General features: G+C 71.5%; 14 protein-coding genes and 1 pseudogene. 10 read left to right on the top strand and 5 right to left on the bottom strand.

The features are described from left to right. From G6031_RS07310 to G6031_RS07285, 6 genes and pseudogenes are all read left to right on the top strand, one after another. Positions 1 to 188, top strand: a pseudogene (locus G6031_RS07310) (hypothetical protein); the annotation flags it as partial. A 158-nt stretch (positions 189 to 346) separates the two neighbouring features. Further along, positions 347 to 1,300 (top strand): DUF2520 domain-containing protein, encoded by a 954-nt coding sequence (locus tag G6031_RS07305; RefSeq protein ID WP_182645545.1) that lies wholly within the window; start codon positions 347 to 349, stop codon positions 1,298 to 1,300. Continuing rightward, a complete protein-coding gene (gene panC / locus G6031_RS07300; protein ID WP_182652888.1) occupies positions 1,297 to 2,283 on the top strand; it encodes a pantoate--beta-alanine ligase in 987 nt (328 codons plus the stop codon). Before G6031_RS07305 ends, panC begins: the two co-directional genes overlap by 4 nt. Beyond that, positions 2,284 to 2,709 (top strand): aspartate 1-decarboxylase, encoded by a 426-nt coding sequence (gene panD, locus G6031_RS07295; RefSeq protein ID WP_179524479.1) that lies wholly within the window; start codon positions 2,284 to 2,286, stop codon positions 2,707 to 2,709. A 16-nt stretch (positions 2,710 to 2,725) separates the two neighbouring features. After that, a complete protein-coding gene (locus tag G6031_RS07290) occupies positions 2,726 to 3,496 on the top strand; it encodes a type III pantothenate kinase (RefSeq protein WP_182645543.1) in 771 nt (256 codons plus the stop codon). Between the two features lie 33 nt (positions 3,497 to 3,529). Continuing rightward, positions 3,530 to 4,195: a TMEM175 family protein gene (locus G6031_RS07285; protein WP_182610268.1), complete on the top strand. Its 666-nt coding sequence runs from the start codon at positions 3,530 to 3,532 to the stop codon at positions 4,193 to 4,195. A gap of 31 nt (positions 4,196 to 4,226) precedes the next feature. On the opposite strand, the gene ygiD is transcribed toward G6031_RS07285, so the two are convergent. After that, the gene (ygiD, locus tag G6031_RS07280) at positions 4,227 to 5,018 is read right to left on the bottom strand and encodes a 4,5-DOPA dioxygenase extradiol (protein WP_182652887.1); all 792 of its coding nucleotides are present in this window, start codon (positions 5,016 to 5,018) and stop codon (positions 4,227 to 4,229) included. A gap of 259 nt (positions 5,019 to 5,277) precedes the next feature. On the opposite strand from ygiD, the gene G6031_RS07275 reads away from it, so the two are divergent. The 3 genes from G6031_RS07275 to lysS are packed head-to-tail and all read left to right on the top strand — an operon-like array spanning position 5,278 to position 8,356. Then, positions 5,278 to 5,694 carry a rhodanese-like domain-containing protein gene (locus tag G6031_RS07275; RefSeq protein ID WP_241731117.1) on the top strand — a complete coding sequence of 139 codons (417 nt, stop codon included), beginning with the start codon at positions 5,278 to 5,280 and terminating at the stop codon, positions 5,692 to 5,694. Positions 5,695 to 5,752: 58 nt separating this feature from the next. Beyond that, entirely contained in the window at positions 5,753 to 6,715 is a 963-nt protein-coding gene (gene glsA, locus G6031_RS07270; protein ID WP_179524484.1) for a glutaminase A, read from the top strand. Positions 6,716 to 6,736: 21 nt separating this feature from the next. Next, positions 6,737 to 8,356 (top strand): lysine--tRNA ligase, encoded by a 1,620-nt coding sequence (gene lysS / locus G6031_RS07265; RefSeq protein WP_179524485.1) that lies wholly within the window; start codon positions 6,737 to 6,739, stop codon positions 8,354 to 8,356. Positions 8,357 to 8,387: 31 nt separating this feature from the next. Here lysS and G6031_RS07260 read toward each other — a convergent pair whose 3' ends face one another. Further along, positions 8,388 to 9,017 (bottom strand): DUF1801 domain-containing protein, encoded by a 630-nt coding sequence (locus G6031_RS07260; protein WP_182652886.1) that lies wholly within the window; start codon positions 9,015 to 9,017, stop codon positions 8,388 to 8,390. A 102-nt stretch (positions 9,018 to 9,119) separates the two neighbouring features. Here G6031_RS07260 and G6031_RS07255 point away from each other — a divergent pair, with 102 nt between their 5' ends. After that, a complete protein-coding gene (locus G6031_RS07255; RefSeq protein ID WP_182610522.1) occupies positions 9,120 to 9,731 on the top strand; it encodes a L,D-transpeptidase in 612 nt (203 codons plus the stop codon). A gap of 4 nt (positions 9,732 to 9,735) precedes the next feature. On the opposite strand, the gene G6031_RS07250 is transcribed toward G6031_RS07255, so the two are convergent. From G6031_RS07250 to G6031_RS07240, 3 genes are all read right to left on the bottom strand, one after another. Beyond that, the gene (locus tag G6031_RS07250; RefSeq protein ID WP_182610523.1) at positions 9,736 to 10,290 is read right to left on the bottom strand and encodes a hypothetical protein; all 555 of its coding nucleotides are present in this window, start codon (positions 10,288 to 10,290) and stop codon (positions 9,736 to 9,738) included. A gap of 140 nt (positions 10,291 to 10,430) precedes the next feature. Further along, positions 10,431 to 10,961, bottom strand: a complete 531-nt coding sequence (locus tag G6031_RS07245) for a hypothetical protein (protein ID WP_182652885.1) — start codon at positions 10,959 to 10,961, stop codon at positions 10,431 to 10,433. 112 nt (positions 10,962 to 11,073) lie between these two features. Beyond that, on the bottom strand, positions 11,074 to 11,562 hold a 489-nt coding region (locus G6031_RS07240; protein ID WP_277820078.1), incomplete at its 5' end, for an ATP-dependent helicase C-terminal domain-containing protein.

The raw sequence follows: 11,562 nt of genomic DNA, 5'->3' as shown, positions 1-11,562 counted from the left end.
AGGCGCGGAAGCCGGAGCCCGAGCCCGCACGGGAGCAGGCGCAGAAGCCCGAGCCCGCGGCCACCGAGTCCGCGCCGCACAGCCGTCACGGCGAGGGCGGCGGGCTCTCGGTCGCCGAGCTCATGGCACGCCTCGGCGGTGACGAGGCTCCCGGCCGTGGGCGTCGCCACCGCCATTCGGCTGACTGAGGCAGCGCGACCCGGCCGATCGAGCCCCACCCCGACTTTGTGAGGTACGCCACTCGGGCGTGCCCCGGTCGGAGAGTGCGACTATTCTCGCCCCCGAGATGTCCGGGACCCACCACGTGAGCGGGCCTGGAACGGATCGAGCACTGGAGCACCTCATGATGTCCGAGTTCGGCGTCACCGGAACACCCCCTGCCCGCCTCTCGGTCGGCCTCGTGTCCGCGGGACGCGTCGGCACGGCGATCGGCGCCGCGCTGGAGCGTCGTGGCCACGTCGTCTCCGCGGTCGTCGCGCGCTCCGAGCGGTCACGTGAGCTCGCCTCCCGCCGTCTGCCGGAGGCGCGATTCTCCGATCCGGTCGCGGTGGCCGGGGCCGGGGAACTGCTGATCCTCGCGGTGCCCGACAAGGACTTGCCCGGAGTGGTCGCGGAACTGGCCGACGCCGACGCCTTCCGCCCCGGCCACATCGTGGTCCACGTCGCCGGCGCGGTGGGTGCGGACGTGCTCCGTCCCGCCGCTGACGCCGGCGCGGTCGTGGTGGCGGCCCACCCCGCCATGACCTTCACGGGCGGAGACTCGGACATCGAGCGCATGGAGGGCTGCTCGTGGGCCCTGACCTCCCCGGACGAGGTCGGCCTGGTCGTCGGACAGATGCTGGTGATGGAGACCGGCGGGCTGCCCGTCACCGTCGCCGAATCCCACCGGGCGCTCTACCACGCGGCGCTCGCGCACGGCGCCAACCACCTCGTCACGCTGGTCAACGACGCCGCAGAGGCGCTCGCGGCGTCCTTCTCTGTCCTGCCCGGCGGCGGGGTCCAGGGTGACCCGGACGGCATGCTCGGTTCGGACGCCGGGGCGCTGGCCCGCCGTACCCTCGAGCCGCTGCTGCGGGCCGCGCTCGACAACGTCCTGGCCTCCGGGGAGTCGGCGCTGACCGGCCCCGTGATGCGCGGCGACGCGGTGACGGTGTCGCGCCACCTCGACGCGCTCGAGGACGTGGACAGCGGAATCGCCGCCGGGTACCGCGCGCTCGCGCTGCGGACGGCGGATCGCTGCGGTGCCGGACGCGACGTCACCGACCTCCTGGCCCCCGACCTGACGGAGCAGCTGCGATGACCACCTCGACCCTCCCCGTGCGGACGGCGGTCCCGGGACGGCCGGGTACCGGCTACACCCGGGGCGAGCTGACCGTCCACCACGACCCCTCGGCGCTGCACGCGGTCACCCGGTCGCTGCGCAAGGTCGGCAGGCAGATCACCTTCGTCCCGACGATGGGGGCGCTGCACGAGGGACACCTGGCCCTGGTCGAGGCCGCCCGCCGGACTCCCGGCTCCGTGGTGGTGGTGTCGATCTTCGTCAACCCGCTGCAGTTCGGGCCCGGTGAGGACCTGGACGCCTATCCGCGGACACTCGACGAGGACGTGGCCAGGCTGGCCGCCGCCGGGGTCGAGCTGGTCCTCGCCCCCAGCGCCGCCGCGATGTATCCGAACGGGCCGAGGACCACCGTGCTGCCCGGGCCGACGGGGGACATCCTCGACGGTGCCTCCCGCCCCGGTCACTTCGCCGGGATGCTCACCGTGGTGGCCAAGTTGTTCAACATAGTCGCCCCTCACCAGGCGTTCTTCGGGGAAAAGGACTATCAGCAGCTGGTCCTGATCCGTCAGATGGTGGCCGACCTGGACATGGACGTCCGGGTGGTGGGTGTGCCGACCGTCCGCGAGTCGGACGGGTTGGCGATGAGCTCACGCAACCGCTACCTCTCCGGGGAGGAGCGGGAACTGGCCACCACGCTCAACGCGGCGCTCGTGGCCGGGACGTTCGCGGCCAAGGGGGGCGGGCAGGCCGTGCTCGACGCCGCCCGCGCGGTCCTGGCGGAGCGACCGCAGATCTCGATCGACTACCTCGAGCTGCGGGCCGGCGACCTCGGCGAGCCGCCGCAGGAGGGTCCGGGGCGGCTCCTCGTGGCGGCCCGGATCGGCTCCGCCCGCCTCATCGACAACGTCGGCGTGGCCATCGGCACGGGGTTCCTCGCCGCCGCCGAGGCGACCGTCGCCTCCCAGCAGGCCGAGCTGGCCGCAGACCTCCAGGAAGGCATCTAGATGCAGCGCACCATGCTCCACTCCAAGATCCACCGGGCGACGGTGACCCAGGCGGACCTGCACTACGTGGGTTCCTGCACCATCGACGCGGACCTCATGGACGCCGCGGACCTGCTCGAGGGGCAGCAGATCGACATCGTCGACATCGACAACGGCTCCCGTCTGACCACCTACGCCATCACCGGCGAGCGGGGCTCGGGGGTCATCAGCATCAACGGTGCGGCCGCGCACCTCGTCCATCCCGGGGATCTGGTGATCATCATCGCGTACGCGGTGATGGAGGACGCCGAGGCGCGGGCCTACGAGCCGCGCGTGGTCTTCGTGGATGCCCACAACCGCACGCTCACCGAGGGCACCGATCCGGCGGACGTCCCCGAGGGGTCGGGCCTGAAGAACCCGCGCGTCCCCGAGCCCGCCACCGTCTAGGTGTCGGGGTAGGGCCGTGTTACTCACCGTCGACGTCGGCAACACCCACATCCGGCTCGGCGTCTTCCCCCCCGATGGCGGTCCACTCGAGCGCACCTGGAGCATGCGGACGTCGCCGGCGGTGACCTCCGACGAGTTGGCGCTGACCATCCGGGGGTTGCTCGGCGAGTGCGCCGAGCGGCTCACCGGAATCTCGGCGATGTCGGTCGTGCCGTCGGTGACGGGCGAACTGCGACGGATGGCCGCAGATTACTGGCCCGGGTTGCGCGCGGTCGTGGTGGCGCCCGGAGTGAAGACCGGGGTACCACTGCTCGTGGACTCTCCGCGGGAGGTGGGGTCCGACCGGGTCGTCAACGCCCTGGCAGCCCACACCCTGTTCGAGGGCGCGGTGATCGTCGTCGACGTGGACACCGCGACCACGGTCGACGCCGTCTCCGCCCGCGGCGAGTTGCTCGGTGGGGCGATCGCGCCCGGGATCGACATCTCCGTGGACGCTCTCGCCGAGCGCGCGGCCGCGTTGCGCAAGATCGAGGTCGTGCGGCCCCGGGGCGCGCTGGGCAAGAACACGGTCGCCGCGCTGCAGGCCGGGATCGTGATCGGGTTCGCCGGGCAGATCGACGCGCTGGTCGACCGCCTGCGGACGGACGTCGCCGAGTTGGCCGACGCGGCGGTGGTGCTGACCGGACTGCGTGCGGACGTCGTGGCGGAGGAGTCGCGGACGATCACCGACGTGGAGCCGGAGCTCGCGCTCGAGGGACTGCGACTGGTGTTCGAGAGGAACACCTGAATCCCGCCCCGCGCCGGTGGCATGCTGTCCGCCATGGACGGGATCGGACGGAGAGAGATCGACGACGACGACGAGGTGATCCGCAGGGACACCTCCGAGTTCGACCGCGGGGTGTCCTTCTTCGACGCCATCTACGGCTTCGCCGTCACGCTGCTCATCGTGAACGTCGACCTGCCGGGGCCGGAGGCGTGGCAGGACCTCGGCTCCCTGGCGGCATCCGGGCTCGGGCAGCAGCTGACCGGGGTCGCACTGAGTTTCGTGGTGATCTGCGCGCTGTGGCGGGTCAACGTCAGGATGATCAAGGGCCTCACCGGACTCGACGGCCCGATGGTGGTCGGCAACCTCCTGGCGACGGGCCTGGTGATCCTCGTGCCCTTCACCACCGACGCGATCAGCAACCCGGCCACGGCCGATCTCGACCTGCCGACCGCGCTCTACGCCCTCAACATCGCCGGGGTGTCCCTCGCGCAGGCCGCCGTGTACCAGCGTGGTCGCGCGGTCGGACTGGAACGCCGTCCCACGTCGGCGAGGGAGAACCGCAGAATGCTCCTGGCGGCGACCGCCACCCCGGTGGTGTTCCTGGCATCGGTCCCCGTGGCGGTGACGGTCGGCGCGGGGACCGCCCAGCTGATGTGGGTGTCCTTGGTCGTGCTGCTGCCGTTGACGGGCGGCCTCGCGAACCGGGCCAGGGGGACCTGACGGCGCAGCGGGGTCAGGCCGCGCGTGCGGGTCAGGCCGCGGAGCGGTAGCTCGTCATGGAGACCGACCCCCAGGCGTACCCCTTGCTGAAGGCGTCCAGCTCCTCGCCGGATCCGGCCGCCATCCCCGCCGTGTAGAGCAGGGGCAGGAAGTGGTCGGCGCTGGGGACGGCCAGTCGGGCGTCGGGGTGTTCGACCAGAGAGAGGGCGTCCTCCGGCCGCTCGGTGAGCAGTTCCTGGGCGTGGTCGTCGAATCGGTGCGCCCAGTCCGTCCCCGAGTCCCCGCGGGAGGGGTCCGCGGCCGCCAGGTTGTGCACCACGTTGCCGCTGGCCAGGATCAGCACACCGGAGTCCCGCAGCGCCGAGAGCCTGGTGCCCAGGTCGAAGTGGTAGCCCGCGGGCTTGGAGGCGTCCACCGACAACTGGGCCACCGGGACGTCGGCATCGGGGAACACGTGGGTGAGGACGGACCACGTGCCGTGGTCGAGCCCCCACGAGTCCCGGTCCTCGCCGACCCAGGTGGGTTTGACCACCTCGGCCACCTCCGAGGCGAGCTCGGGTGCACCGGCGGCCGGGTAGTCGAACTCGTTGAGCTCCCGTGGGAAGCCGTAGAAGTCGTGGATCGTCCTCGGGTTGGCCATCGCGGTCACCGCGGTGGCCCCGATGTACCAGTGGGCCGAGACGGCCAGCACGGCGCGGGGACGTTCGGGGAGGGAGGTGCCGAGCGCGGCCCATTCGCGGGTCCACTGGTTGACCTCGAGCGCGTTGAGGGGGACGCCGTGGCCGATGAAGACGGCGGGCTGACGCGTGCGTGCGGTGGTCATGATGCTCCTTCGGTCTGACTACATGATGCATCAACTAATGTTCGGGCGCCAGCGGGTGTGCTGTCGGGTGTGGTCAGCGGGCCGAAGGAATCCGCTCTTGTCGTAGATAGACCGGTCTGTCTATTATTGGGGCCATGCACGCACGACGAATGCCCTCGGCCGGTCCGGCGGGCTCCGCACGTGCGCAGCACTGGTGTCCCCGACCGGCAGCAGCACCCTCGAACGGACCGACCGGGACCCGCCTGACCAGGAGCACCAGATGACCTCTCTCGCCGTCACCCTCACCGACCCCGCCGCCCTCACGCTGGACGTGGCGGACTACCGCACCACCGTCGAGGCGGGGGCGCTCGTCGTGGACATCCGCTCACGGGTCCAGCGCGAGCGGCAGGGTGTGCTGGCCGGGGCGGTCGCGGTCGAGGCCCGCCCCGTCGTCGAGCTGCTCGATCCCCGTTCGGCGGCACCCCTCGCCGCCGTGGACGAGGGGCGCGAGGTGCTCCTCGTCAGTGACGACGGCCTCGACGCCGAGCTGTTCGCCCTGGAACTGCACTCCCGTGGTGTGCGAGGGGTCCGGGCGGTGGACGGGGGGCACGACGCACTGCGGGCGGCGGGGGCGCTCGGCCTGCTCTCGGACGCCGAGCACCTGCTGCGCGAGCGATCCGCGATCTCGGCGCACTGAGCGCGGCACCACGCCCGACCGGGGGCGCGCGGGCACCGGCCCCGGTACGGTCGCGTCCATGACGGACCACATCTCGGCAGACCTTCTCCAGGGCATCCTCGACGAGGTCCGTGACGACTCCTCGGGCGAACTGGTCCCGCACCTCGGCGACTACGAACACCCGAACCCCGACGCCCTGGCGATGGCGGTGTGCGACCTCGAGGGCACCGTGACCTCGGCGGGGGACGACGACATCCGCTTCGATCTCCAATCCGCCTCCAAGCCCTTCGTGTACGCCCTGGCCCTGGACCAGAAGGGCGTGGACGAGGTGGCCAAGCGGATCGGGGTCGAACCCTCCGGGGACGCCTTCAACGAGATCTCCCTCGAGGCCGGGACCGGCCGGGCACCCAACGGTCTGGTCAACGCCGGGGCGTTGGCCGCCCACGCGCTCGTCGGGGACACCGACGACGACGAGGTCTCGCGCTTCGAGCACATCCGCGCACTGCTCTCCCGCCTCGTCGGCCGTGACGTGGAGGTCGACGAGGAGATCGCCGACATCGAGGCCAAGAGCGCACACCGCAACCAGGCGCTCGCGCACCTCCTCGCCGAGGAGGGCACCCTCGCGGACGACCCCCACGAGGTGGTGGCGGGGTACGGACGCCAGTGCGCGGTCCGCGTGGACGTCCGGGAACTCGCCCACATGGCCGCCATGTTCGCGAACGGCGGTCTGAAGCCCGGCAGCGACGAGCGGATCCTCGGGCGCAAGGCGGTCCGCTACGCCAACAGCGTGATGTTCACCTGCGGCATGTACGACGCGGCGGGCGACTGGGTCTACCAGGTCGGACTGCCCGCGAAGAGCGGGGTGTCGGGGTGTCTGTTCGCGGTGGTTCCCGGTAAGTTCGGGATCGCGGCCTACTCGCCGCGCCTGGACGAGCACGGCAACAGTGTCCGGGCGGCGGCCGCCATCGAGCAGCTGTCGGACCGGTTCGACCTCCACGTCCTCGACCACGTGCGCGGTGACGGGTTCGGCCCCGCCGCATAGGGACGACTATCCTCGGGAGTCGTGACCGACTCGACCCCCGCCGCGACCGAGCCCGCCGACGACACCCCCGAGCAGCTGCGTATCCGTCGCGACAAGCGGCAGCGCATCCTCGATTCCGGCGTCGACGCCTATCCGGTCGAGGTCCCCCGCACGCACGGGCTCGTCGAGATCGCCTCGGATCCGCGCTTCGTCGCCCTCGAGCCCGGGGAGGAGACCGACGTCCGGGTCTCCGTCGCGGGCCGCGTGCTGTTCGTCCGCAACACGGGCAAGCTCTGCTTCGTCCGACTCCAGGACGGCGTGAGCCCGGACGCCGACCTGTCGGTCCCGGCGACCGAGGGCGGGCCCGACTCGTTCGCCCCGCAGTTGCAGGCGATGCTCTCGTTGGCCAACGTGGGCGAGGAGCGGCTCGAGGCGTGGAAGCAGGACGTGGACCTCGGTGACCACGTCTCGGTGACCGGCCGCGTGGTGCGGTCCAGGCGCGGCGAGCTGTCCGTCATGGCCGACTCGTGGGTGCTGGCGGCCAAGTCGCTGCGTCCGTTGCCGGTGGCGCACAAGGAACTGAGCGAGGACACGCGCGTCCGTCAGCGCTACACCGACCTCATCATGCGCGACACGGCCCGGCGCAACGCGGTCACCCGCATCAAGGTCGTCCGGGCCCTGCGGGACGCCCTCGACAGGCGGGGGTTCCTCGAGGTGGAGACGCCGATGCTGCAGACGTTGCACGGCGGCGCCGCCGCCCGGCCGTTCGTCACGCACTCCAACGCCCTGGACCTGGACCTGTACCTGCGCATCGCCCCCGAGCTCTACCTCAAGCGATGCGTGGTGGGCGGCATCGAGCGGGTCTTCGAGATCAACCGCAACTTCCGGAACGAGGGTGTGGACTCCTCACACAGCCCCGAGTTCGCGATGCTCGAGACCTACCAGGCCTACGGGGACTACGACACGTCCGCCACGATGATCCGTGAGGTCATCCAGGAGGTCGCGCGCGAGGTGTTCGGCACCACCACCGTCACCCTCGCCGACGGCACGGAGTACGACCTGGGCGGGCAGTGGCGTGAGATGCGTATGTACCCCTCGCTCAACGAGGCCCTGCGCGCGCAGCACCCCGAGGTGGTGGGGAACACCGACGAGGACACCGTCACGGTCGACTCGACGGTCGAGGAACTCACGGAACTGGCCGGCGAGGTCGGGCTCGAGGTGCCCTCGGGCAGGGGCTGGCTGCACGGCAAGCTGGTCGAGGAGCTGTGGGAGCACCTGTGCGGTGACCAGCTCGAGGGGCCGGTGTTCGTCCGCGATTTCCCGGTGGAGACCTCCCCTCTGACCCGCGATCACCGCACGGATCGGGGGGTCACCGAGAAGTGGGACCTCTACGTCCGTGGGTTCGAGCTGGCGACCGGCTACTCGGAGCTCGTCGACCCGGTGATCCAGCGTCGCCGGTTCGAGGACCAGGCGCGGCTCGCCGCGGCCGGTGACGACGAGGCGATGGTGTTGGACGAGGACTTCCTGGCCGCGATGGAGCAGGGGATGCCGCCCACCACCGGGTTGGGTATGGGGATCGATCGTCTGCTCATGGCGCTCACCGGGCTGGGCATCAGGGAGACGATCCTGTTCCCGATGGTCAAGCCGCTACCGCGGGACTGACGCGACCGTCACCGGCGACGCTCCGGCTGCGTCAGTCCGGCTGCGCCCACGCCGCCGCCACGAGTTCGCGGAGCACGGGTTCCCGGATCCGGGCCAGGGTCGTCACGTAGAGGCACCCCGTGCCGGTCCTGTGCGGCCCCAGCGTCGCGAGCAACGCGTCGGCTCCCGGGGCCCCGAGCAGTCCGTAGAGGCTGATGGCGGAGGCGCGGGGACTGAAGCCCACCCGGAGGGTGTCGCCCTCACGACCGCTGTCGTACACGTAGTGGTGCGTGCCGTAGCCCACGATCGACGGGCCCCACATGGACGGTGGTTCGCCGGTGACCTCGCCGAAGAGCTCGAGCAGGCGCAGGCCGTCCTCCACCCGCCGGGCGGTGGGCAACCCCTCGATCCACTGCCGTGGGGAGCCCGGTGTCTCGAGAAACGCCGTGTTGTCGTTGCGGCCGGTGGCGCGGGGCCGCGAGAGCGGATCGGCGAGGGACAGCCCCGCCGCGGACAGTGCGTCGCGCAGCACGCCGAGCTGGGAGGGGCCGACCCCGTGCAGCGCCAGAACGTCCCTCTCGGGCGTTCCGTCCAACTGGCGGAGGTCGGTGATCCCGGCCGCGGCGAGGGCGCGGGACGCCGGCGCGGAGAGCCGGGGGAGGGGAAGCGGTGACTCGCTCATGGTCCAGACGGTAGACCTCGCGCCGGTCGAGCGCCCGGGTCGAGACCGGACCGTGACAGCGAGTCGCCCGTCCGGGTGACGTGCCCCGGACATAATCACGGCATGAGAAGAATCCCCTCACGAGTGTTGGTCGGCGCGGTGGCGGCGTTGCTGGTCGCAGGGACCAGCACCTCCGCCGCCTCGGCCCAGGTGTCGCTACCGCCGGAGGCCCAGCAGGTGCTCGATCAGGCCCTGGCGGGATCCGTACAGGCGGACGCGGACCTGCGCACCGCCGCCGGCGGCTGGCTGGAGTCGGCGGGGATCACTCCTCCGCCCGGGTTCGTGCCCCCTCCGGCCGCGCCCCCGCCGCCGCCGGACCCCACCCCGCAGAGCCCGTGTCCGCGTACGGCCGCCGCGTGCGTCGACCTCGACGGGAACCGGACCTGGCTGCAGTCGGGGGAGCGGCTGAGCTACGGGCCGGTACGGATGTCGCACGGAAGGGTCGGTTGGGAGACCCCTCGCGGGACGTTCCAGGTCACCCGGAAGGTGCGCCACGAGGTCAGCCGTCTGTTCGACGACGCCCCGATGCCGTACTCGGTGTACTTCGTGGGAGGGATCGCCTTCCACGAGGGCGATCCGGCCTACGAGTCGCACGGGTGTATCCGGATGGACCGGCCCGCCGCGGCGACTTATTTCGAGAGGCTGCAGGTCGGGGACACCGTGGTGGTGTTCTGACGCCTCACGAGCCGGTGAACATGCGGGCCTCGGCGCGGTCTGGGAGAAGGTACTCGGCGGACTTGGCCGCCAACGCCGATCCGATGATCACGAGGATGAATCCGATCGCCGCGACGAACGGACCGTAGGTGACCGAGGTGCCGTCCGGCAGGCCCGCCAGCATCGGATCCGAGGTGTCGGTCGAGTTGAACAGGACCCAGACGAAGATGAGGTGGGCGATCAACACGAGGGACGCGAGTACCGCGTTGGCGGCCGCGAAGAATCCCAACCGGGTGAACAGCGTGACCGCCACCAGGACCGACAGCACGAGAAGCCCCAGGAAGTTCAGGGGCGCCATCGCGCGCAGGTCCAGGATCTCGGTGAGGTCGAGCGCGCTGATCCCTCCGCCGGTCCCGGTGCTCAACCAGGGGAGGTACAGACTGAGCAGGGCGAGCGCCAGCCCCACTACGGCGATCAGGCCGCCGACGCGGTTTCGCAGGTGCGGGATGATCTTGCCGCCGGTCGGGGTGCTCGCCGACGACGGCGAGGTGCGGGTGACGGGCGTTGTCTGTGCGGCCATGGCGGGTGCCCTTAATCGGACCGGAACCTGTGAAGTGAGGTAAGTCACATAATAGGCGGGGTGTCCGGGTTCTGCCACAACGGTGCGTTCCGGCCGGACGGTGCGGTGGCGGACTGTGACCGCCGGACCGGGCCCGCCCGTCACGTCACGGGATCGACCGGATAGCGAGCGGACCGGGCGGCCCAGGCCGACCCCGCCGACACCATCACGAACCCGAACGCGGCCACATAGGGCCCGGAGGTCACCGTGGCGTTCGCGGGCAGGCCCGAGAGTGCCGGCTCCGTCGACCCCGTGGACAGGATCAGGGTCCAGACGAAGGCGAGGTGTCCCGCCAGGACCCCGATCGCCACCACCGCCGCCGCGACGGCGAACGACCCCAGGCGGGTGAGCGCGGTGACGGCCACGAGCAGGGCCAGGACAAGTAGTCCGACGAACAACACCGGTGCGACGCTGCGGACGTCGATGAGCTCGGTGATCCCCAGGGCCGAGATCCGCTCGTCCGCGCCCGTGGCCAGCCACGGCAGGTAGAGGCTGAGTAGCGCCAGCGCCAGACCGGCGGACGTCACGAGCGCCCCGATCCGGTTCCGGACGCGCGGGATCCGCTTGGTCCGTGCGGGGGTCCTGGTCGGGAGGGGGACCCGGTGGGGTGCGGGTGGGGTGTACGCGGGCATGGCGATCACGCTCCGGGCGGGGTCGACGGACGCGGGTGCGGTTGCTCACATCGTAGGAGGCGGGCCGCTCCGGAGCATTGCGGCAGGGCGGTTCGTTATGGTAACGGGATCCTCAATGTCGACGGTTGGTCCGACGAGTGGGTTCGGCGCCCATCGGGTCCTCCGGCCACGGGTGCCGGGGATAGCGGCCCCGCATCTCCGCCCGTACACCGGGATAGGCCTCGCGCCAGAAGAACTCCAGGTCGCGGGTCACGGCGAGTGGCCGTCCGGCGGGGGAGAGCAGATGGACGGTCACGGGGACCCGCCCGTCGCAGATCCGGGGTGAGGCGGTCCACCCGAAGCACTCCTGCAGCTTGACCGCCAGCACCGGTGCGGCGTCGGATCCGGGTTCCGGGTAGTCCACGCGGTATGACGACGAGCTGGGCACCTGCAGGCGGTCGGGCACCAGATCGTCGAACCGGGCCGCCTCCGGCCACGGGAGCAGTCGCCGCAGCGCGGGGCCGATGCCTCGTCCCGCCAGCTTCCCGCCGCGCGCGAGGGCGTCGACCTCAGGCCCGAGCCATTCGGCCAGCCGGTCCGCGAGCGCCTCGGCCGACGCCTC

The sequence above is a fragment of the Dietzia sp. CQ4 genome, assembly GCF_014145125.1.
Taxonomy (GTDB): Bacteria; Actinomycetota; Actinomycetes; order Mycobacteriales; family Mycobacteriaceae; genus Dietzia; species Dietzia natronolimnaea.
Note: the sequence above shows the minus strand (reverse complement) of the source record. Positions and strands in the feature narration are given on the sequence as shown.

Excerpts from the sequence above, each read along its gene's own strand:
- panD (WP_179524479.1), top strand. The coding sequence starts at position 2,284 with ATGCAGCGCACCATGCTCCACTCCAAGATCCACCGGGCGACGGTGACC.
- glsA (WP_179524484.1), top strand. The coding sequence starts at position 5,753 with ATGACGGACCACATCTCGGCAGACCTTCTCCAGGGCATCCTCGACGAG.
- ygiD (WP_182652887.1), bottom strand. The coding sequence starts at position 5,018 with ATGACCACCGCACGCACGCGTCAGCCCGCCGTCTTCATCGGCCACGGC.
- G6031_RS07245 (WP_182652885.1), bottom strand. The coding sequence starts at position 10,961 with ATGCCCGCGTACACCCCACCCGCACCCCACCGGGTCCCCCTCCCGACC.
- G6031_RS07285 (WP_182610268.1), top strand. The coding sequence starts at position 3,530 with ATGGACGGGATCGGACGGAGAGAGATCGACGACGACGACGAGGTGATC.
- G6031_RS07260 (WP_182652886.1), bottom strand. The coding sequence starts at position 9,017 with ATGAGCGAGTCACCGCTTCCCCTCCCCCGGCTCTCCGCGCCGGCGTCC.
- G6031_RS07255 (WP_182610522.1), top strand. The coding sequence starts at position 9,120 with ATGAGAAGAATCCCCTCACGAGTGTTGGTCGGCGCGGTGGCGGCGTTG.
- panC (WP_182652888.1), top strand. The coding sequence starts at position 1,297 with ATGACCACCTCGACCCTCCCCGTGCGGACGGCGGTCCCGGGACGGCCG.
- G6031_RS07250 (WP_182610523.1), bottom strand. The coding sequence starts at position 10,290 with ATGGCCGCACAGACAACGCCCGTCACCCGCACCTCGCCGTCGTCGGCG.
- G6031_RS07305 (WP_182645545.1), top strand. The coding sequence starts at position 347 with ATGTCCGAGTTCGGCGTCACCGGAACACCCCCTGCCCGCCTCTCGGTC.
- G6031_RS07275 (WP_241731117.1), top strand. The coding sequence starts at position 5,278 with ATGACCTCTCTCGCCGTCACCCTCACCGACCCCGCCGCCCTCACGCTG.